The sequence below is a fragment of the Xanthomonas sp. DAR 35659 genome (assembly GCF_041242975.1).
Classification (GTDB): domain Bacteria; phylum Pseudomonadota; class Gammaproteobacteria; order Xanthomonadales; family Xanthomonadaceae; genus Xanthomonas_A; species Xanthomonas_A medicagonis.
Genome location: NZ_CP162488.1, coordinates 4,475,550 through 4,497,164, shown reverse-complemented (window position 1 = coordinate 4,497,164; position 21,615 = coordinate 4,475,550). Strand labels below are relative to the sequence as shown.

At 72.4% G+C, this 21,615-nt stretch carries 11 protein-coding genes; 10 read left to right on the top strand and 1 reads right to left on the bottom strand.

Features of this window, described 5'->3' with window-relative positions; genetic code table 11:
- Positions 1-28: 28 nt before the first annotated feature.
- From AB3X07_RS19000 to AB3X07_RS18955, 10 genes are all read left to right on the top strand, one after another.
- Complete coding sequence (locus tag AB3X07_RS19000) at positions 29-463, top strand: hypothetical protein (RefSeq protein WP_369940317.1); 435 nt, start codon at positions 29-31, stop codon at positions 461-463.
- A gap of 96 nt (positions 464-559) precedes the next feature.
- The gene (bcsA, locus tag AB3X07_RS18995) at positions 560-2,713 is read left to right on the top strand and encodes a UDP-forming cellulose synthase catalytic subunit (RefSeq protein WP_369940315.1); all 2,154 of its coding nucleotides are present in this window, start codon (positions 560-562) and stop codon (positions 2,711-2,713) included.
- A gap of 47 nt (positions 2,714-2,760) precedes the next feature.
- Positions 2,761-5,082: a cellulose biosynthesis cyclic di-GMP-binding regulatory protein BcsB gene (gene bcsB, locus AB3X07_RS18990; protein WP_369940313.1), complete on the top strand. Its 2,322-nt coding sequence runs from the start codon at positions 2,761-2,763 to the stop codon at positions 5,080-5,082.
- Entirely contained in the window at positions 5,079-6,236 is a 1,158-nt protein-coding gene (gene bcsZ / locus AB3X07_RS18985; RefSeq protein WP_369940311.1) for a cellulose synthase complex periplasmic endoglucanase BcsZ, read from the top strand. Before bcsB ends, bcsZ begins: the two co-directional genes overlap by 4 nt.
- Positions 6,224-10,744: a cellulose synthase subunit BcsC-related outer membrane protein gene (locus AB3X07_RS18980; RefSeq protein WP_369940310.1), complete on the top strand. Its 4,521-nt coding sequence runs from the start codon at positions 6,224-6,226 to the stop codon at positions 10,742-10,744. The genes bcsZ and AB3X07_RS18980 overlap by 13 nt, the downstream gene beginning before the upstream one ends.
- A gap of 114 nt (positions 10,745-10,858) precedes the next feature.
- Entirely contained in the window at positions 10,859-11,374 is a 516-nt protein-coding gene (locus tag AB3X07_RS18975) for a peptide deformylase (RefSeq protein WP_369940308.1), read from the top strand.
- Between the two features lie 524 nt (positions 11,375-11,898).
- A complete protein-coding gene (gene wecB / locus AB3X07_RS18970; RefSeq protein WP_369940307.1) occupies positions 11,899-13,080 on the top strand; it encodes a non-hydrolyzing UDP-N-acetylglucosamine 2-epimerase in 1,182 nt (393 codons plus the stop codon).
- Positions 13,077-15,299 (top strand): hypothetical protein, encoded by a 2,223-nt coding sequence (locus AB3X07_RS18965; RefSeq protein ID WP_369940306.1) that lies wholly within the window; start codon positions 13,077-13,079, stop codon positions 15,297-15,299. Before wecB ends, AB3X07_RS18965 begins: the two co-directional genes overlap by 4 nt.
- Before the next feature lie 6 nt (positions 15,300-15,305).
- Positions 15,306-17,450, top strand: coding sequence for a glycosyl transferase family protein (locus AB3X07_RS18960; RefSeq protein WP_369940305.1), 2,145 nt, complete (start codon positions 15,306-15,308; stop codon positions 17,448-17,450).
- Positions 17,447-20,272: an NfrA family protein gene (locus AB3X07_RS18955; RefSeq protein WP_369940302.1), complete on the top strand. Its 2,826-nt coding sequence runs from the start codon at positions 17,447-17,449 to the stop codon at positions 20,270-20,272. The genes AB3X07_RS18960 and AB3X07_RS18955 overlap by 4 nt, the downstream gene beginning before the upstream one ends.
- 144 nt (positions 20,273-20,416) lie before the next feature.
- Here AB3X07_RS18955 and AB3X07_RS18950 read toward each other — a convergent pair whose 3' ends face one another.
- A complete protein-coding gene (locus tag AB3X07_RS18950) occupies positions 20,417-21,430 on the bottom strand; it encodes a DUF4434 domain-containing protein (protein ID WP_369940301.1) in 1,014 nt (337 codons plus the stop codon).
- Between the last annotated feature and the right edge of the window lie 185 nt (positions 21,431-21,615).

The window sequence follows — 21,615 nt, the reverse complement described above, 5'->3', positions numbered from 1 at the left end:
GACACACAATCATCTTAGGGGGTGATCGATGTCCAAGAAGAAGACCGACCATGCCGGCAGCGATGCGGCCGACGACATTTCCAGCCTGTTCGCCAAGCTCGGCAGCCAGGGCGCCAGCGCCTACCAGGACTTCTCCGGGGCACGGCTGAGCGTGTCGGAGCCGGTGGTCGCCGAGCCCGCACCGGCCGCCGAACTGCAGCCTGCCATCGAAGCGCAGCCGCCGGCCGTGCCGGCCGCGGCGCCGGCCTTGTCGGTGGTGCGTGCGCCGGCCGAATCCAGGCCGGTGGCGGTGCTGCCGGTGGCCAGGCCGCTGGTGGCCGAGCCGGCGGAGCCGGAGTCCGCAGCGCCCGCCGCCCCCAGCGCGGCCACGCCGTTGAACCAGTTGTTCCAACGTTTGCTGGAGACCGGCCGCGATCGCGTGCCGTCGCCCGACAGCCCGCTCAAGCGGCTGCAGATCCGCTGACGCGTGCGCGCGCCGCTGGCGCCGCGTATCGTTGTCCTGGCGTCGCGCGGAGGGGAAAACGCGCGGCGCGTCGCCCTTCTTCGCTAGGAATCGCTGATGAGCGCTGCGTCCGCATCGCGTGCCGGTCAACCCATGCACACGCTGGCCACCTGGTCGCTGTGGGCGCTGGGCGCCTTGTTGTTGGTGTTCGTGGTCGCCATCCCGATGGACGTGCCGCAGCAGTTGCTGTTCTCGCTGGTGGTGTTCGCCGCGGCCATGCTGCTGCGCCGCAGCGGCAGCCGGCTGGCGGTGCTGGTGATGATGGCGCTGTCGCTGGCGGTATCCTCGCGCTACATCTGGTGGCGCATCACCCAGACCATGGGCGTGAGCAGCGCGGTCGATCTCAGCCTCGGCCTGGGCCTGCTGCTGGCCGAGGTGTACGCCTTCACGATCCTGGTGCTGGGCTATTTCCAGGTGCTGTGGCCGTTGAACCGGCGCCCGGTGCCGCTGCCCGCCGACCAGGCCGAATGGCCGACGGTGGACCTGTTCATTCCCACCTACAACGAGCCGCTGTCGGTGGTGCGCTCCACCATCCTGGCCGCCAGCGTGATGGACTGGCCGGCGGACAAGCTCAACATCTACCTGCTCGACGACGGTCGCCGCGAGGAGTTCCGCGCGTTCTGCGCGCAGGCCGGCATCCACTACCTGACCCGCACCAACAACTTCCACGCCAAGGCCGGCAACATCAACGCGGCGCTGAAGAAGTCCAGCGGCGACTACGTGGCGATCTTCGATTGCGACCACATCCCCACGCGCTCGTTCCTGCAGGTGGCGATGGGCTGGTTCCTGCGCGACCCCAAGCTGGCGGTGGTGCAGATGCCGCACTACTTCTTCTCCGCCGACCCGTTCGAACGCAACCTCGGCAACCACGGCAAGGTGCCCAACGAAGGCGAACTGTTCTACGGCCTGCTGCAGGACGGCAACGACCAGTGGGACGCCACGTTCTTCTGCGGCTCGTGCGCGGTGATCAAGCGCAAGCCGCTGGAGGAAGTGGGCGGGGTGGCGGTGGAAACGGTCACCGAGGACGCGCACACCGCGCTCAAGCTGCACCGCCGCGGCTACCGCAGCGCCTACATCACCGTGCCGCAGGCCGCCGGCCTGGCCACCGAGAGCCTGTCCGGCCACGTCGCCCAGCGCATCCGCTGGGCGCGCGGCATGGCGCAGATCGCGCGGCTGGACAACCCGCTGCTCGGCAAGGGCCTGCGCCTGTCGCAGCGGCTGTGCTACGCCAACGCGATGCTGCACTTCTTCTACGGGCTGCCGCGCATCATCTACCTGACCGCGCCGCTGGCGTTCCTGTTCTTCGGCGCGCACGTGATCCACGCCTCGGCGCTGATGATCCTGGCCTACGCGCTGCCGCACATCCTGCAGGCCAACCTGACCAACCTGCGCACCCAGGGCAAGTTCCGCCACCTGCTGTGGAACGAGGTCTACGAGACTACGCTGGCCTGGTACATCCTGCGCCCCACGCTGGTGGCGCTGTTCAATCCCAAGCTCGGCAAGTTCAACGTCACCCCCAAGGGCGGCCTGGTCACGCGCAGCTATTTCGACCGGCAGATCGCCAAGCCCTACCTGTTCCTGCTGGTGCTGAACCTGGCCGGCCTGGCCGCCGGCGCGATGCGCCTGATCTACACCGACGCCACCGGCGAAGCGCAGACGATCTGGTTCAACCTGGCCTGGACCCTGTACAACGTGCTGCTGCTCGGCGCCACCATCGCCACCGCCAGCGAGATGCGTCAGGTGCGCCGCTCGCACCGCGTGCCGCTCAACATCCCGGCCACGCTGTACCTGCCGGATGGCCAGCAACTGGCCTGCCGCACCGTCAACTTCTCCACCGGCGGCATGGCGCTGAAGCTGGACGAGGCCGCGCCGGTGGAACCGGAGACGCTGGTCGACCTGGGCCTGTCGCACCGCCATCTGCAAAAGCGCCTGCCGGCGATCGTGCGCCACGACCGCGACGGCCACATCAGCGTGCAGTTCCGCAGCATGTCGATCGAGCAGGAGCGCTGGCTGGTCGCCTGCACCTTCGCCCGCGCCGACATCTGGGTGTCGCAGTGGGGCCGCCACGACCGCGACCGGTTCTGGAAGTCGATGGGCCAGGTGTTCGCCGCGAGCATGCGCGGCTTCAAGCGCCTGGGCCAGCACATCGGCGAAAGCGCGCGCGGCGGCTTCCGCGCGGCGCGCCCGACCGGCGAGGAATCCGCGCCGTGAGCCGTCCTCGCCTGCCGTTCCGTCCTTCTTTTCTCCGGATCCCCTCGATGCGTCTACCTGCCTTGGCCGCGTGCTGCCTCACCATCCTGTCCGGCCTGGCGCTGGCGCAGGAGCCGACGCTTCCGGCCAGCGCCACCGCGCCGGCGGCGCCAGGCGCCGCCGCGCCCGTGCCGGGACAGCCGACGCTGCCGCCGCCGGCCGAGCCGGCCTTCGGCGTGCAGGAGCGCTCGGCGACGCTGAAGCAGCTCGGCATGGATTACGAGGTCACCCTGCGCGGCATCCAGGGCAGTGCCGGCGTGTCGTTCAGCGCGCGCACCGACGAGGTGGTCGAGGCGGCGACGCTGCACCTGCGCTACAGCTACTCGCCGGCGCTGCTGCCGGACCTGTCGCACCTGAAGATCACCGTCAACGGCGTCACCGTGGCGACCCTGCCGGTGAGCCGCGAGAACGCCGGCAAGCTGCAGCAGGCCGAGGTGCCGATCGACCCGCGCCTCGTCAGCGACTACAACCAGCTCAACCTGCAGTTGATCGGCCACTACACCCGCGAGTGCGAGGACCCGGACCACACCAGCCTGTGGGCCAACATCGACCCGGCCACGCGGCTGTCGCTGAGCACCACGCCGCTGGTGCTGGCCAACGACCTGGCGCTGCTGCCGGTGCCGTTCTACGACAAGCGCGACACGCGCCGGCTGGAGTTGCCGTTCGTGTTCCAGCAGCGCCCGGACCTGGCCACGCTGCGCAGCGCCGGCATCGTGTCCTCGTGGTTCGGCGCGCAGGCCGGCTACCGCGGCGCGCTGTTCACCGCGTCCATCGGCGAGCTGCCGGCCACCGGCAACGCGGTGCTCTTCGCCACCGCCAACACCTTGCCGGCCGAGCTGGTCGCCGCCGAGAACGGCCTGGGCGAGATCGCCGGCCCGACCCTGGCGGTGGTGACCAACCCGCGCGATCCGGCCGGCAAGCTGCTGCTGGTGCTCGGCCGCAACGACGTCGACCTGCAGCAGGCGGCCACCGCGCTGGCCCTGGGCACGCCGTTGAACGGCGCCGTGGCCCGGATCGGCGAACTCAAGCAGCCGCAGCCGCGCAAGCCCTACGACGCACCGAACTGGATTTCCAGCGACGGTCCGGTGCGCTTCGCCGACCTGGTCGCGCAGACCTCGCAGCTCAACGTCAGCGGCTACCACCCGGACCTGATCCGAGTCGGCCTGCAACTGCCGCCGGACCTGTTCGTGTGGCAGCGCGACGGCATCCCGGTCAACCTGCGCTACCGCTACACGGTGCCGGACGTGCGCAACAAGTCCGCGCTCAACGTCAGCATCAACGACGCCTTCGTCACCACGCTGCCGCTGAGCGGGCGGCCGTATGCCGAGTCGCTGCCGCTGCAGTGGTGGCACGACCTCAAGGCCAAGGGCGCGATGCCGGTGGAGCAGAAGCTGCTGCTGCCGACCGGCCCGTTCTCGGCCAACAGCCAACTGCGCTTCCACTTCTTCTTCGACCGCCCGCAGGCCGGCGAGTGCAAGAACACCTTCCCCGACGTGTCCGGCGCGATCGACGCCGATTCGAGCGTGGACCTGAGTTCGTTCCACCACTACATGGCGATGCCGAACCTGGCGGCGTTCGGCAACGCCGGCTATCCGTTCACGCGCCTGGCCGACCTGTCCGAATCCACCATCGTGGTGCCGGACGAGGCCAGCGACCAGGACATGTCCACCCTGCTGACCCTGCTCGGCAAGCTCGGCGCGTCGACCGGCTACCCGGCGCTGCGCGCCACGCTGATCCATGCCGGCGAGGTGGAGCAGCACGCCGACAGCGACCTGCTGGTGTTCGGCTCCTCGCGCTCGCAGCCGCTGTTCCAGCGCTGGAGCGAGCACCTGCCGATCAGCGAGAGCGCCGCCGGCCGGCGCTTCGCGATGAGCGACTGGGTGCTGGACAAGCTGCCCGGCTTCCTCTCATTCGACGCGCGCCGCACCGACCTGCCGACCACCGCCGAGGTGGCGGTGAAGCCGGCGCCGGGCGACGTGGTGCTGATGGGCTTCGAGTCGCCGCTCAAGCCCGGGCGCAGCGTGGTCGCGCTGCTGGCCGAGGATCCGGCCAGCGTCGGCGCGCTGTTCGACGCCTGGTTCGAGCCGGCCACGCTGAAGGACTTCCAGGGCAGCGTGGTGCTGTTGCAGCAGGGCAAGATCCGCAGCCTGGCCGGCAACCAGACCTACTACGTCGGTCACCTGCCGCTGCCGACCTGGGCGCGCTGGTACTTCTCGCAGCACCCGTTGTTGCTGGGGTTGGCGGTGGTGGTGCTGAGCCTGCTGCTGGCGCTGGCCGCGCGCGTGGTGCTGCGGCGGCATTCGGCGCAACGGCTGCGGGAAGGGCAATGATCCCGTACGCGCGCCAGCGCCGCCGCCTGCTCGGCGGCGTGCTCGCCGCGGGCGCTGCCACGCTGCTGCCGCGCGCGCGCGCGCAGGGCGCGGCGTGCGCGCCGTGGCGCGAGTGGAACAGCTTCGTCGCCAAGCACATCGACGACGGCGGGCGGGTGATCGATTTCAGCAACGCCGACCAGCGCAGCACTTCCGAGGGCCAGTCCTACGCGTTGTTCTTCGCCCTGGTCGCCAACGACCAGGTGCTGTTCGACCGCGTACTCGGCTGGACCCGGCACAACCTCAGCGGCGGCCGTCCGCAACAGGTGCTGCCGGCCTGGCTGTGGGGCCGCGCCGACGACGGCGGCTGGCGCGTGCTCGACGACAACACCGCGAGCGACGCCGATCTGTGGATCGCCTACGCGCTGCTGGAAGCGGGACGGCTGTGGAAGCGGCCCGGCTACACCCAGGCCGGCATGCAGACATTGGCGCTGGTGCGCCGCCAGGAACTGGTCGAGTTGCCCGGCTTCGGCGGCATGCTGCTGCCGGCGTTGCGCGGCTTCGTCAAACCGCAGCGCTGGACCCTCAATCCCAGCTACCTGCCGATCCAGCTCCTGCGCCGCTTCGCCGCCGCCGATCCGAAAGGGCCGTGGGCGGGGCTGGCGCAACGCAGCGCGCGCCTGCTGCGCGACAGCGCGCCGGTCGGTTTCGCGCCGGACTGGATCGCCTGGGATGGCCGCGCGTTCGCGGTCGATCCGGACAAGGGGCCGCTGGGCAGCTACGACGCCATCCGTGTCTATCTGTGGGCCGGCATGCTCGATGCCGCCGACCCGCTGCGCAAGCCGCTGCTGGAAGACCTGTCCGGCCCGCTGCAGCAGTTGCGCACGCAGGGCAGCTTGAGCGAGAAGACCGACACCCGCCTGGGCGTCGGCAACGGCAGCGCGCCGCCCGGCTTCTCCGCGGCCCTGCTGCCGTACCTGAGCGCGCTGCGCGAACCGGCGCTGCTGAAGGCGCAGGCGCAGCGGATTCCCCCGCCAGGCGATGCCGCCGCCGCCAAACTTCCTTATTACGATCGGGTGCTGGTCCTGTTCGGACGCGGCTGGCTCGACAACCGCTATCGCTTTTCCGCAGACGGCCTGCTGCAGCCCGCCTGGAGAACCCAATGTTCCGCATGAACCTCAAGCCCCTGTACCTGGCCGGCATGATCGACCTGTGCCTGCTCGCCGGCAACGCGCACGCGCAGGCGGGCAACGCCACGCAGCAACTGGTGAGCCAGGGCAACTACTGGCACGACCAGGGCCGCGACGACCTCGCCGCCGATACCTGGAACAAGCTGCTGCGCGTGGATCCCAACCAGCCCGACGCGCTGCTCGGCCTGGCCCAGATCGACCTGGCGCAAGGCCGCCAGGGCGAGGCGCGCAAGCGCCTGCAGCAGTTGCAGAAGGCGCATCCGCAGGCGCCGCAGACGCAGCGCCTGAGCCAGGCGATCGGCGGCACCGGCGACAACCTCAACCTGCGCAACGCGCGCCGCGCCGCCGCGGCCGGGCGCTACGTGGAGGCGGTGCGCGAATACCAGGCGATGTTCGACGGCAAGGCGCCGCCGGACCATCTGGCGCTGGAGTACTACCAGGCACTGGCCGGCACGCCGCAAGGCTGGGACGGCGCCCGCGACGGGCTGCGCCGCCTGGCCGCCGCGCAGCCCGGCAACAGCGCCGCGGCGCTGGCGCTGGCGCAGGTGCTGACCTACCGCGAGCCGTCGCGGCGCGAGGGCATCGCCCAGCTCGCGGCGATGAGCAAGCGTCCCGATGTCGGCGGTCCCGCCCGCGCCGCCTGGCGCCAGGCGCTGCTGTGGCTCAACGCCGGCACCGCCGACGCGCCGCTGTACCAGGCATTCCTGGCGGCCAACCCGAACGATGCCGAGGTCGCCGCCAAGGCCACCAAGCTCGGCGAGCAGCGCGCCGCGCAGGCCGCCGATCCGGCCGGCGAACAACTCGGCGAAGGCTTCAAGGCGCTCAACGCCGGCAACCTGGCGCTGGCCGAGCAACGCTTCACCCAGGTGCTGCGCGCACGGCCGCGCGACACCGACGCGCTCGGCGGGCTGGGCTCGGTGCGCCTGCGCCAGCAGCGCTTCGGCGAGGCGCAGGAACTGCTGCGCCCGGCCGCGGCCGGCAACGGCAAGTGGCGTTCGGCGCTGGACAGCGCGCGCTACTGGCTGCAACTGCAGCAGGCGCAGGCCGCGCGTAGCCGCGGCGACAGCGACGAAGCGCTGCGCCTGACCCAGCAATCGCTCAAATTGCAGCCCAACGAGGCCACCGGCTACGTGCTGCTTGGCGATCTGCAGGCGGCCAGCGATGCGGCCGCGGCCGAGCGCAGTTACCGCCAGGCGTTGGCGCTGAGCGCCGACAACGCCGGCGCGCTGCAGGGCCTGATCGGCCTGTACAGCCGCCAGGGCCGCGCGGACGAGGCCAGCGCCCTGTTCGCCAGGCTCAGCCCGGCGCAGCGCGAGAAGGCCGGCGGCGAAGCCACGCTGCGCTCCAACGTGCAGCGCGCCCGCGCCAAGCAGGCGCTCGAGGCCGGCGACACGGTCACCGCGCAGAGCGAACTGGAAGCGGCGATGGTCGAGCGCCCCGGCGATCCGTGGGTGCGCCTGGACCTGGCGCGGCTGTACCAGCAGGCCGGGCGTCCGGACCAGGCGCGCAGCGTGATGGACGGCCTGCTCGCGGTGCACGGCGACATGCCCGAGGCGCTGTACGCCAACGCGCTGCTGGCGCAGGAACGCGGCGATTGGGCCAGCGCCTACGCCAGCCTCGAACGCATTCCCGGCACGGCGCGAACGGCGGAGATGAGCGCGCTGCGCAATACCGCCTGGGTCGAACAACAGGCCGCGCAGGCGCGACTGCTGCAACAGCAGGGCCGCGCCGGCGAGGCGCAACTGTTGCTGGCGCGCACCGAGGCCGCGCTCGGCGGCGCGCTGGAGCAGCCGGCGCTGCTGGCGGCGATGGCCGGCGCCTACGCCGACATCGGCAGCAACCAGCGCGCGCTGACCCTGGCGCAGCGGCTGGTCGCGCAGAACCCGAACACCGAAGCGCGCCTGCAGTACGCCAGCGTGCTGCTGCGCGCGCAGCAGGACGCCGAACTGGCGGCCACGCTGCGCCAGTTGCGCGACACCGACATGAGCGCCGAACAGCAGCGCCGCTACCAGGCCCTGCGCAGCGGCTACACCCTGCGCCAGGTGGACGCCTTGCGCGAACTGGGCAACCTGGAAGCGGCCTACGACGCGCTGGCGCCGCTGCTGGCGCAGCAGAACCAGGACCCGAAGGCGGTGGCCGCGCTGGCGCGGCTGTATGCCGCCTCCGGCGACCAGCGCCAGGCGCTGGTGCTGTACCAGCAGCAACTGCAGCAATCGCCCAACGACCTGGACACGCTGATCGCCGCGGCCAACACCGCCGCCGCGCTGCGCGACCTGGGCAGCGCCGAGGATTATCTGCAGCGCGCCCTGGCGCAGGCGCCGGACTCGCCGGCGGTGCTGAGCGCGGCCGGCCGCGTGTACCGCAGCGCCGGCAAGAACCGCAAGGCCGAAAGCTACTTCCGCGCCGCGCTGGCGGCGCAGGCGCGCGAGGCCGGGCAGCACGACAACGGCCTGCCGGCCGCCAACGGCCCGGCCTCGTTCGCCGCCGCCGGGCGCCCGCTGAACCCGTTCGCCGGCATGAGCGGGCGCATGCCGCGCAGCCCGGCGGTGGTCTCCGACAGCCTCGGCGGCGGCTATCCGGCGCCGGCCTATGCCAGCGCCGCGCGCGCGCCACTGCCGGCCGCGCCGGCGGCGGGCGGCAGCGCCTACGCCGCCGCCGGTTCCCTGGACGCCGGCGACGACCTGCCGCCGCCGGCCAGCGCCGCGGCCGCGCCGATGGGCGTGCAATTGGCTGCGCTGCCGATACCCGGCCAGCGCGCGCCGGCCGCCGGCCCGGCCGCGTCCTCCTATCCCGACGACCGCGTGCTGCCCACCGGCGGCGCGCGCCAGGCGCAGGCGCTGGCGGCGCCCGGCCGGACCGGCACGGTGCTCGACGAACTGCGCGAAGTGCAGTCGGAGAACAGCGACAGCCTGGCCGCCGGCGCCACCTACCGTTCGCGCGACGGCGAGGCCGGGCTGGGCCGGTTGAACGACCTGGAAGTGCCGCTGCACGGCGAATTCGCGGTGGGCGAGGGCAAGCTCGGCGTCGACGTCACCCCGACCCTGCTCGACGCCGGCACGCTCGACACCGCCTACGCCACCGCCAGCCGCTTCGGCGCCGGCCCGAGCGTGGCGCTGGGCGATGCCCTGGCCGCCGACCGCACGCCGATCGACGCGCTGATCGGCAGCGACCTGTACCAATTGCTGCTCACCGAGGGCGACACCAACGCCACCCGCAACGCCTTGCGCACCTATGCGGTCAACACCGGCCTGTACAACGAGCTCTACAACGACACCGACGCCAGCCTGACCAACGCGCAGCGCGAGGCCGCGGCGTTGCAGGCGCTGTACGCCGAGCCGCTGTCGGTGTTCCTGCTCGGCAACGTCGCCGCCGACGTGTCGATCGCCACGCTGGCCAGCAACATCCTCGGCGACGCCTCGCGCAGCGCCGACCTCAGCGCCGCCGATGTCGCGCGCTTCCGCGCGCTGGCCGCCAACGCCACCGCCGCCAGCCTGACCCCGGCCGGTTTCAGCCAGGCGCTGTACACGATGGCCGCCAACGGCGCCGGCGCGCGGCGCCTGAGTCAGGACGCCAACGGCGTCGGCGTGTCGGTGAAGTACAAGCACGGCGGATTCGCCGCCGATCTGGGCAGCACCCCGATCGGCTTCCCGGAACGGCGCATCGTCGGCGGGGTCGGCTACCGCGGCCAGATCGGCGAGACCCTGACCTACTCGGGACAGGTGTTCCGGCGCCCGGTCAGCGACAGCCTGCTGTCCTTTGGCGGCGTCGACGATGGCCGCGCCGGGTTGGAATGGGGCGGCGTGACCAGCAACGGCGTGCGCCTGTCGGCCACGCTCGACAACGGCCTGCTCGGCGGCTACGCCAGCCTCAGCGCCGACCGCCTGGTCGGCCGCAACGTCGCCGACAACGATCACCGCCAGGTGGACCTGGGCGTGTACGTGCATGCGCTGGAGACCGAGAACCAGTCGCTGACCGCCGGCCTCAACCTGACCGCGATGCAGTACGACAAAAACCTCAGCGGCTACACCTACGGCCAGGGCGGTTACTTCAGTCCGCAGGACTACGTGGACCTGGGCTTCCCGGTGCACTGGAGCGGGCGTTCGTCCGGGCGCAAGGTCAACTGGAGCGTGGACGCCAGCGTCGGCGTGCAGCACTTCCGCAGCGACGACAGCCCCTACTTCCCGACCAGCGCGCAGATGCAGCAGGCCGCCTACGACGCCGCCGCGCTGGCCGCGCTGCTCGGCGTGGTCGACACCTACACTGCGCCGGTCTATGCCGGGCAGAGCAAGACCGGCGTGTCGTACAACCTGGCCGGCGCCGCCGAGTGGCAACTGGCGCCGCAGCTGTTCCTGGGCGGGCGGCTGATCTTCAACAACGCGCGCGACTACAACCAGTTCAGCACCAACCTCTATGTCCGTTTCGTACTCGACCGCCTCGGCGCCGGCCTCGGCCGCCGCCCGCAGGTGCTGGCGTCGCCGTACGCGCCGGAGTAGGCAGGGCTGCAAGCTGCAACACAGCCCATGTAGGAGCGCTTGGCGCGCGCACCTGCTGCGCGCAGCGCCGCCACGGCAGATAATCGTGGCTCCCCGCCGCCAAGGAGCCCACACATGATCCGCGACATCATCCGCATGGGCGACCCGCGTCTGCTGCGCCAGGCGCCGCCGGTCACCGACTTCGGCAGCGCGCAGATGCATGCGCTGGTCGCCGACATGTTCCAGACCATGGATGCCGCGCGCGGTGTCGGCCTGGCCGCGCCGCAGATCGCGGTGGACCTGCAACTGATGGTGTTCGGTTTCGACAGCAATGCGCGCTACCCCGACGCGCCGCCGGTGCCGCGCACCGCGCTGGCCAACGTGCAGATCGAGCCGCTGTCCGACGCACTGGAGGACGGCTGGGAAGGCTGCCTGTCCATTCCCGGGCTGCGCGCGGTGATCCCGCGCTACCGCCACATCCGCTACCGCGGCATGGACCCGGACGGCACGCCCGTGGAGCGCGAGGCCGAAGGCTTCCATGCGCGGGTGGTGCAGCACGAACACGACCACCTGATCGGCAGGCTGTATCCGTCGCGCATCCGCGATTTCGGCAAGTTCGGTTTCGAGGACGTGCTGTCCTACGACCTGTAGCGGCGGCGGCGCGCGCCGCGGCCGCGGCGCCTCGGCGGTTCCGCGAGTCGGGTTTGTGGGCCGGCGACGGCCGGAGCGCGACGGCTTGGTGTGGAGTCCGGCCCGGCGCACGCGATCGCCAAGTCGACCGGCAGGCCGGGCGCGCACGTATCCCGGCCCGCGTGGCGCGGTACCGGGGAGCGGCGCAAAATGTCCGATCGTGGTGCCATGTCTCCGTGGTCAAGAAGGGCCAATGGCGCCACCCGTCTCCTGTCTCCCGCCGCCAGCCCAGGCAGGCGGCAGCCGAGCCGCTCGGCAGCGAGCCCGCCAGTCGGGCGCCATCATCTGTCTACAGTCCGCAGCGCCTGGCCCAGCGCCGCGCCAATGAACGGTTTTCGCCGCAAAACCGGCCACCGCATCGCTGCCAGTGCCGGTGGGCGTGCCCGAATCGGGCATCCAGAGAGGTGTGGGCAGGTAGAATGTGCTGACGGACCGCACTATAGTGTGATGAATATCACTCTATCGGTGTGGCACGGAGCGGGTTGGTGAAGGTTCTCAGCGTATTCGGTACCCGCCCCGAGGCGATCAAGATGGGCCCCCTGGTGCGCGCGTTGCGCGCCGCGCCGGACATCGAGTCCCAGGTCTGCATCACCGGCCAGCATCGGGCGATGCTGGACCAGGTGCTGTCGTTGTTCGCCATCGCGCCGGACCACGATCTCGACGTGATGGTCGCCGACCAGACCCTCAACGGCTTGTGCGCGCGCCTGTTCGCCAAGCTCGATGCCCTCTACGCCGAGGTGCAGCCGGACCGCGTGCTGGTGCACGGCGACACGACCACGGCGATGACCGCGGCCATGGCCGCGTTCCATCGGCGCATCCCGGTCGGCCACGTCGAAGCCGGGCTGCGCACCGGCGATCTGCAGCGGCCCTGGCCCGAGGAAATGAACCGGCGGGTAATCGACGTGGTCGCCGACCATCTGTTCGCGCCCACCTCCAGTTCGCGCGCCAACCTGCAGCGCGAACACCTGGCCGGGCGCATCAGCGTCACCGGCAACACCGTGATCGATGCGCTGGAACAGACCGTCGAGCGGCTGCAGCGCGACGCCGCGCTGCGCGCGGCGGTCGATGCGCAGTTCCCGTTCCTGGTGCCGGAACGCAAGCTGCTGCTGGTCACCGGGCATCGCCGCGAGAGTTTCGGCGACGGCTTCGCCAACATCTGCCAGGCGCTGGCGGAGCTGGCGCAGCGCCAGGACCTGCAGATCGTCTACCCGGTGCATCTGAACCCGAACGTGCAGGGCCCGGTGTACGCGCAGCTCGGCGGCCTGCACAACGTGCACCTGATCGCGCCGCAGGACTACCTCGCCTTCGTGCGGCTGATGCAGCGCGCGCACGTGGTGCTGACCGATTCGGGCGGGGTGCAGGAGGAAGCGCCGGCGCTGGGGCGGCCGGTGCTGGTGATGCGCGACGTCACCGAGCGGCCGGAAGCGGTCCAGGCCGGCGTGGTCACGCTGGTCGGCACCGCGCCGGCGCGGATCGTGTCCGCGGTCGCCGCCGCCTGCGAGCGGCCCGCGCTGCGGGCGCGGTTCCTGCCCGACGCCAGCCCGTACGGCGACGGCCGCGCCTCGGCGCGGATCGTGGCCGCCTTGCGTGGCCAGCCGTTCGACCCGTTCGTCCCCGGCCGTGCCGCGGCGGCGTTCCATTTCCCTCTTCCCGAACTGACGCCATGACCCAGACCCGCCGCCGTTCCGCCGCCCCCGTGTTCCCGGTCATGCCGTTGGCCCTGGCGCTGCTGGCCGCCGCGGCGCCCGCCGCGGCCGCCGACACGGTCGCCGCGCAGTTCGGCGAATGGGCCGGGCAGACCACGGTGCAGCGCTCGATGACCCTGCGCGACCTCGGCGTCGCCCAGCCGCTGGTGCTCAGCGGCCAGGAAAGCCAGCGCGAGCTGTACCTGCCGGTGCCGGCGGGCGTGCCCACCCGCGATGCGCAACTGCAGGTGCAGGCGCGCTACCTGCGCGGACATCCGGGGCGCAGTTCCAGCCTGCTGTCGATCGACGGCGACCCGGTGGCGGCGCGCGCGATCACCGACGCGCAGGGCGACCTCGACCAGAGCATCGGCATCGACGGCTTCGCCCGTCCCAGCGGCTTCGTGCGCTTCGGCGTGGGCTGGTGGTCGGTGGTCTCCGAGTACGAGTGCGCCGACCAGAGCGCGCCGGCCAACGTGCTGCGGCTGTCGCCGGACTCGCGCTTCAGCTACCGCTTCGACGGCCGCGCGATCGACACCGTGGCCAAGGCCTGGGGCGCGTTGCCGGCCAAGGTGCGCGTGCTGGTGGACGGCCGCGCCACCAGCGCCGCCAGCTACGATGCGGCGTGGCGCGTGGGCGCGGCGCTGGAGAACGGCGGCAAGCGCGTGGAGGTGATCGCGCTGCCGGCGGTGGGCGCGAGCGTGGATCTGCGCGGGCTGGCGATCCCGGCCAGCCTGGCCGCCATTCCCGCCTACGCCGCGCTGGCCGATGGCAGCGCCAGCCACCGTATCGGCAGCCCGGCCGAAGTCGGCGCGCTGCTGTCGCTGGGCGATGCCGGCCCGATCGCGGCCGACGTGGCGGTGCTGAGCGACCCGCTGCGCGCCGGCGTGCGCGTGGCGCTGGATGCGCTGGGCCGCGAGGTCGGCGCGGCCGGGCCGGAGGCGGCCGCGGCGTTCGCGGCGTGGCGCACGGCCGGCATGGCCGGCTACGAGCAAGCGCTGGGCACCGCGTCGCTGCAGGTGACCCTGGTCGGCGGGCGCCCGACCGTGCTGGTCGCTCCCAGCGCCGGCGCCAAGGTCGCCGGCCTGCTCACCGAGCAGTGGCGCGCCTATGCGCTGGGCCGCGCGCTGCGGGTCGGCCAGGCGCTGCCGGTCCCGACCGGCGACGGCGTGGTGCTGCTCGACCGGCTGGGCGGCATCGCCGGCAGCGTGGACGTCGTCGCGCGCGCCGACCGCAGCGCGAATTTCGACCTGGGCGCGCTGTCCGGCGACGGCCGCCTGCCCAGCGAGGTGGTGATCGACGTCGCCGCCGCGCCGAACGCGGCCGGGCAGGGCGCGGTCGCCTCGATCTTCTTCAACGACTACCTGCTGGGCGCCAAGGTGCTCAACGGCGACGGCAAGCCGCAGCGGCTGGTCGCCAAGGTGCCGCGCTTCGCGCTGGCCGCGCGCAACCAGGTGCGGATCAGCTTCCAGCGCCAGCCGGCGCGCCCGTACTGCCACGATCCGGCCACGGCGTATCCGGTGTCGGTGCTGCCCAGCAGCCACCTGCGCCTGGCCGATCGCGGCACCGGCGGGGATTTCGTCGGCGCCGCCGTGCAGCTGGCCGGCCCATACGAACTGTTCGTCCCGTCCGCCTGGCTGCAGGACGCGCCGGCGTCGCTGGCCAAGGTGATCCGCCTGGTGGGCGCGACCGGCGCCTCGCCGATGCAGGCCACGCTCCGGCTCGGCGAGGGCAACGCCGCGATTGCGCCCAGCGGCGCCTATCTCAGTTTCCTGCTGGCCCCGCAGGGCCTGGCGCGCAGCGAGGCGGTGCGCGACGGCAAGCTGGTCGTGGCCGGCCCGGGCGGGCAGGTGCTGCTGGACCTGGCCGGGCTCGATCGCGCGGCGCTGGTCGAGGTGGTCGGCAGCGGCGCCAAGACCGGCGTGATCTACCGCGAGCTGGGCCGCGAGGGGCCGCAGATCGCCGCGCCGTTCCGTCTGACCCGCGGCACCCTCGCGCTGCTGGACGCGCGCGGCGAGGTGCAGGATTTCAACGGCGAGGATCCGAGTGGCGCGCGCCTGGCCGAGCAGGCCGATCCGCAGCCGCTGTGGCAGCAGCACATGGTGTGGCTGCTGGTGCTGGTCGGGGTGATCGTGTTCATGCTGCTGGCCGCGCGCGTGACCCAGGTCCGGCGTCGTCGCGCGGCCGCGTCGTCCGGGCACTGACCGGCGGTGGACGCCCTCGCCTGGAACATCCACCTCGCCAACTACTACGCCTTCCTGGAGACGGCGGCGGTGGCGGTAGCGGTGGTGATCCTGGTCTCCAGCCTCGACGACCTGTTCATCGATGCCTGGTACTGGGGGCGCGAACTCTGGCGCAGCCTGATCGTGAAGCAGCGCCGCCAGTACCGGCCGCTGACCCAGCAGGACCTGCAGCAGCGGCCCGAACAGACGCTGGCGATCATGGTGCCGGCCTGGGCCGAATACGACGTGATCGCGCAGATGGTCGAGAACATGATCGACGTGCTCGACTACCACGACTACATGGTCTTCGTCGGCACCTATCCCAACGACGCGCAGACCATCGCCGAGGTGGAGCGCATGTGCCGCCGCTACAGGCGCATGCGCCGGGTCGAGGTGCCGCACCCCGGCCCGACCAGCAAGGCCGACTGCCTGAACTGGCTGGTGCTGGCGATCTTCGAGTACGAGAAGCGCCACGGCGGCCAGTTCGCCGGCGTGGTCCTGCACGACAGCGAGGACGTGCTGCATCCGCTGGAGCTGCGCTTCTTCAACTACCTGCTGCCGCGCAAGGACATGATCCAGTTGCCGGTGACCTCGCTGGACCGCGAGTGGTACGAGCTGGTCGCCGGCGTGTACATGGACGAATTCGCCGAATGGCATGCCAAGGATCTGGTGGTGCGCGAAAGCGTGTCCGGCATGGTGCCCTCGGCCGGCGTCGGCACCTGCTTCTCGCGCAGGGCGCTGCTGGCGCTGAGCGAGGCCACCGGCAACCAGCCGTTCAGCGCCGACAGCCTGACCGAGGACTACGACGTCGGCGCGCGCCTGGCGGCGATGGGCATGCAGTCGATCTTCGCGCGCTTCCCGGTGCAGTTCCGCGTGCGCCGCGCGTCGTGGTTCGGCTGGGGCCCGGTGCGCGAGCGCACCCTGCGCATGGCGCTGTGCGTGCGCGAGTATTTCCCGGACAACTTCCGCGCCTCGTACCGGCAGAAGGCGCGCTGGGTGCTGGGCATCGGCCTGCAGAGCTGGGAGACGCTGGGCTGGCGCGGCTCGCTGGCGACCAAGTACCTGCTGGCGCGCGATCGCAAGGGCATCGTGACTTCCTTCGTCAGCGTCTTCGCCTACCTGATCTTTCTGCAGTTGCTGCTGTTCTGGGTGCTCAAGGTCAGTGGCGCCTGGACCCTGCAGTTCCCGACCGTCTTCCAGAGCGGCACCTGGCAGATGAACGTGGCGCTGCTCACCACCGCGGCGTTGCTGACGCGGGTGCTGCAGCGCTTCTACTTCGTCAACCGCCTGTACGGCTGGGAGCATGCGCTGATGTCGATTCCGCGCATGGTGGTCGGCAACATGATCAACTTCATGGCCACCGCGCGCGCCTGGCGCATGTTCCTGCTCTATCTGCTGTTCGGCAAACGCATGGTGTGGGACAAGACCATGCACGAGTTCCCGTCCGCCGCGCAGCTGGTGCAGACGCGGCGGCGCCTGGGCGAGCTGCTGGCCACCTGGGAGGCGGTCGAGCCCGAGCGCGTGGCGCAGGCGCTGCGGCAACAGCAGAGCGGGCGCCAGCAGCCGCTGGGGCGGATCCTGGTCGCGCAGGGCTGGCTGGACGACGAGACCCTGGCCGAGGCCATCGCCTTCCAGGGCGACCTGCCGCGCGCGACGATCGACGTCGACTACCTGCGGGCCGGGACGTTCGCGCTGTCGGTCGAGGCCTGCGTGCAGTGGCGCCTGCTGCCGCTGCCGCCGAGCGCGCCCGAGCAGTTGCCGGTCGCGGTGGCCAACGCCCTGTCAGAGGACGAGCAGGCGCGGCTGCTGCAGGGCACCGGTGCCAGCGTGCTGATCCAGGCCATCGCCCGCGAGAGCGAGATCAACGCCGGCTTGCGCCTGATCAGCGGCGAGAGCTACCGGATCGACGCGGCGCCGCTGCTGGGCGATCTGCTGGTGGAGCTGCGGCTGATCGCCCGCGATCAGTTCGAGCGTGCACTGGACGACTACAAGCCGCAACGCGACGGCCGCATCGGCGACTACCTGGTCAAGCGCGGCGTCGCCACCGAGGCGGCGATCGCCGCCGCCGTGCGCGAGCAGTACCGTCGCGCCGCGCAACCCCGCGACAGCGTCGGCGGTGAGGTGCAGGCATGAGGATCAGCGTGTTGTCCGGCGTGATCGCGTTGAGCCTGCTCGGCCTGGGCGGCGCACCCGCGTGGGCGCAGCCGTCGCCGCAGCCGCTGCCGCTGAGCGGCGCCGCCTATCGCATCGCCGAGGACGCCTATGCGGCGTATGCGCGCGGCGACTATCAGCAGGCCAGCCGCCAGGCCGCCGAAGCGGTGCGGCTGCGCCCGGACGTGGCGCGGCTGCGCCTGCTGCAGATCTACGCGTTGCAGAAGCTGGGCCGCGCCGACGCCGCGCGCGCGCAGGCGCGCCGCGCGCTGGCCGACGGCGTGCAGGATCCGGCGCTGCCGGGCCTGGCCGCCGCGGCTCCCGCGGCGGCACGCCCTGGCGCCGCGGCGCCACGCCCGATCCCATCGCCCAGCGCCGCCGGGCAGGCCGATCGGCGCGCCTTCGCGCTGGCCACGCAGGCCTACGCCGCCTATGACGAAGGCCGCATGGCCGCGGCCGCGGAGCAGGCCGAGCAGGCGTTCCGGCAGCAGCCGCGGCAGGGCGCCTGGGCGACCCTGTGGGTGGCCGCGCTGGCGGCGCAGCAGCGTTTCGACCAGGCCGACGCCGCCATCGCGACCGCACTGCAATTGGGCGCGCCGAACGTCGCCGAACTGCAAGCCCGTCGGGCCGCGCTGCGCCACCAGCGCGCGAGCGCGGCGGCGCAGGAGGGCGAGCGCGCCTTGGGCGCGCAGGACTTCGGCGCCGCGATCCGATGCGCGCGGCAGGCCGTCGCGGACGCGCCGGAAGTGGCCGCGCATCGCCTGCTGCTGATGACCGCGCAATTGCTGGACGGACAGGTATCCGCCGCCGAGGCCAGCGCCGAGCAGGCGTTGCAGGCCGACCGCCACGACACCGCGGCGCTGGTCATGCGCGCCTACCTGCGCCAACTGCAGGCGCGCAGCGCGCAGGCCAATGCCGATTTCGACGCCGCGCTGGACCAGGACGGGCTCGATCCGCAGCAGCGGCGCGACCTGCGCCTGCTGGCGGTGGACGCGGCGATCGCCGCCGGCGATCGCGACCGCGCCGCACGCCTGCTGCAACCGTTGCAGGCCGATCCGCTGGCCGACGCGGATGCCGCCGCGCGGCAGCAGTTGGGCGAGGCCATCGCCGCCCGCGCCGCGGCGCTGCGCCAGCCGCGTCCGGCGCAGCCGTTGACCCTGGCGACCTACCCGGCACCGCTGCGGCGCTGCCGCGAGACGCCCGGCGGCAGCCGCTGCGACCTGGTCCCGGCCGATCTGCAGGGCAGCGGCGGCGCCGCGCAGCGCGCCTATGCCGCCTACGCGCGGCAGGACTACCAGGACGCCATCGCCGAAGCGCAGCGCGCGCTGCAGGCGCGCCCGGATGACAGCGGCTTGCAGGCCCTGCTCACCACCGCCCTGGCCGCCGGCGACCGCGCCCAGCAGGCGCAGGCGCGGCAGCGCCTGGATCAGGCGCTGGCGCAGCGCCCGGGCGATGCCGGCCTGCTGCTGCAGCGCGGCTACCTGGCCCAGCGCGCCGGCGAACCGGCGCGCGCGCTGGAGGACTTCCGCGCGGCCGAGGCGACCGGCAAGGCGCCGCCCAGCCTCGTGCTCGACCAGGCCTACGCCAGCGCCGCCAGCGGCGACGCCACGCAGGCCGTGGCCTTGCTGCGCAGCGCGATCGACCGCGCCGACCAGGGCACGCTGCCGCTGGCCCCGGCGCAGCGCGACGGCACCCGCGGCGCCATCGCCGAACTGTCGCGCACGTGGGGCATCACCGCCGCCGTCGGCTATCGCGGCGCGCGCCAGGCGGCGAGCAACCTGGGCGGCACCGCGATCAGCACGCCGGGCGATTCGGCGTTCGGCACCCTGGAGGCGTTCTGGCGGCCGCGGGCATTCGTCACCGCGCACGGCACGCTGGAAGCGTATGCGCGGACCTCCAACACGCTGTACGACGAAGGCGGCACGTTCGAATCGCTGCGCGCGGTGGATCCGTGCACCGGCGAGGTCACCGACGACGCGCGCACCCAGGCCGAGCGGCTGCGCCGTTCGCGTTCGCTTGCAGGCTGGCCATCGACCATCGGCGCGTTCGGTGTGCGCTACGCGTTCGGCCACACCGGCCTGAGCGCGGGCATCGAGCGCCGCCAGTTCCTCGGCAGCGCCAGCCGCAGCGGCGGCGTGTTCGCCGACGCGGCCGCGGTGCAGTGCCGCATCCAGCGCGAGTCGAACCAGCCGCTGCAGGCCGACACGCTGGCACGCTACCGCCTGCACAGCGGCGCCGGCGGCTGGACGTCGTACCTGACCTACGGCTTCTACCACGGCACCGGCATGCGCACCGACGTGTCGCAGTGGTGGACGCTGAGCGGCTACGCGCAGGCCGGCTACAGCTGGGACGACAACCGCGCACGCTTCAGCGTGGACCAGGTGGACGCCAGCGGCGCGCCGGTCCGCACCCTGCTCGACTCCGATGGCCGCCTGCGCCGTGCGCAGTGGTTTGCCGCGGCGGAAGTGCGCGCCGGCCGCAGCTACCGCATCGGTGCCGGGCAGACCGGCTGGGTGCTGACCCCGTCGCTGGTGGTGGCCGCGGACTGGTTGGACCAGCGTTCGCGGGTCAGCGGCATCGCCTATCCGCTGCTGGGCAAGCAATCGTTCGCCCTGTCCGACAGCCAGCGCAGTTGGTCGCTGGGCGCCGGGCCGGGCCTCGGCGCGCGCTACTGGTTCCGCGAGGACCGCTACAACGCGGCGCGCTCCTATCTCGACCTCAGCGTGCAATACCGCGCCGCGCTTGGCGGCGGCGACAGCCAGCGCGCCAAGGGCCTGTTCGGCAGCGTCACGCTCTACTACTGAGGCGGCGGCAGGCGTCGCGCGCGCTCCTGCCGCGTCGAGTACCCGGGACGGGCGAACTGGCCTGCCGGACGCGTTGCGCCGTCGCGCCTGCGCCGGCCAGCAATCGGCGACTCGGCGAACGTCGCCTCTGCGCGCCAGCGAATCCTACTGGCGCGAAATCCGCCACTGGCGGCGCAGCGCTTGCGCGCGCGGCGTGTCCTGCGACAGCCACGGATCCAGCGCGAAGGCGAAGACTTCCGCGGCGCCGCTGCGCCGTGCCCATGCCAATTGCGTGTCGATGCGCGCCGCATCGGCGGTCCGCGCCTGGAAGTCGCTGCCGTCGGCGGCCGAACTGGACAACTGCTCGAACACTTCGACCACCACGTCGAAATCCACCTTGCGCGCACGCAGCAGCGCAAGCAGCGGATCCACGCCGTCCAGGTTGCCCAGCCCGGCCACGCCGACGCCGTCCTGCACCATCGGCCGCAGCGGTACCCGTGCGAGGATGCGGCGCCACAGTTGCGCGAGCGAGCCCGCGCCCGGCAGGCGGCTGAAGTAGGTCGAGATCGCGGTCGGCTGCGCGGTGCCGGCCGCGGCCGCGGCGTGCAGCGCGGCGAGCCAGTCGCACAGGCGCTGCTGGCGGTCGTCCTGCGCCCAGTGGAACTGCTCCAGTTCGTAGGGCAGGTACCAGCCGCCGAAATTGCCCTGCGCCGCCCACGGTGCGCGCTGCAGGTAGGTGCGCGCGCGCTCCAGGGTCAGTGCCAGGAAGGCGTCCAGCGCGGGCAGGTCCGGGCGCTGCAGCGCCTTCCACCAGCCGCCGTGGTAGGGCAGGCCGACGCGCACCTGCAGGCCCGCCGCCGCCGCGGTGGAGAAGATCACCTGCATCACGGTGTCCGGCACCTCCCAGTCCGCATCGTCGCCGCCGTACACCCCGGCCCACTGCAGCACGATCCGGCGGCAGCCCATGCGTCGCGCCAGCGCCATCTGCTGCTGCCACTGCTGCGCGCTCAGCTGCAGATGGCTGCGCCACGGCTGGATGAAGCCGCCGTCGAAGCGCGGTGGCGCCGAACACCCCGGCAGCAGGCCCAGCCCGGCCGCCGCCGGAGCGAGCACGGCCAGCCGCAGCAGGTCGCGCCTGCCGGGCGAGAAGGAAGAGCAGCGTGAGCGATCGTTGCGCATTGCGTCCGCGAGCGGCGAGGGCCAGCCAGTGTTTCTACACCATCGCCACGCAAGCGTGCGTTGCCCGGCGCGTTCGGTAGGCGGTCTGGGAGGGCGGGCAGCAAGCGCGGCCGACGGTACGCAGGCGGGCGCAGCCACTGCGTGCGCACAGCCCTTTCGCGGCCTCCTGCGCCTGTCCGGCCTGC

Coding starts and splice junctions, on each gene's coding strand:
- AB3X07_RS19000 (WP_369940317.1), top strand. CDS start 29: ATGTCCAAGAAGAAGACCGACCATGCCGGCAGCGATGCGGCCGACGAC.
- bcsA (WP_369940315.1), top strand. CDS start 560: ATGAGCGCTGCGTCCGCATCGCGTGCCGGTCAACCCATGCACACGCTG.
- bcsB (WP_369940313.1), top strand. CDS start 2,761: ATGCGTCTACCTGCCTTGGCCGCGTGCTGCCTCACCATCCTGTCCGGC.
- bcsZ (WP_369940311.1), top strand. CDS start 5,079: ATGATCCCGTACGCGCGCCAGCGCCGCCGCCTGCTCGGCGGCGTGCTC.
- AB3X07_RS18980 (WP_369940310.1), top strand. CDS start 6,224: ATGTTCCGCATGAACCTCAAGCCCCTGTACCTGGCCGGCATGATCGAC.
- AB3X07_RS18975 (WP_369940308.1), top strand. CDS start 10,859: ATGATCCGCGACATCATCCGCATGGGCGACCCGCGTCTGCTGCGCCAG.
- AB3X07_RS18965 (WP_369940306.1), top strand. CDS start 13,077: ATGACCCAGACCCGCCGCCGTTCCGCCGCCCCCGTGTTCCCGGTCATG.
- AB3X07_RS18955 (WP_369940302.1), top strand. CDS start 17,447: ATGAGGATCAGCGTGTTGTCCGGCGTGATCGCGTTGAGCCTGCTCGGC.
- AB3X07_RS18950 (WP_369940301.1), bottom strand. CDS start 21,430: ATGCGCAACGATCGCTCACGCTGCTCTTCCTTCTCGCCCGGCAGGCGC.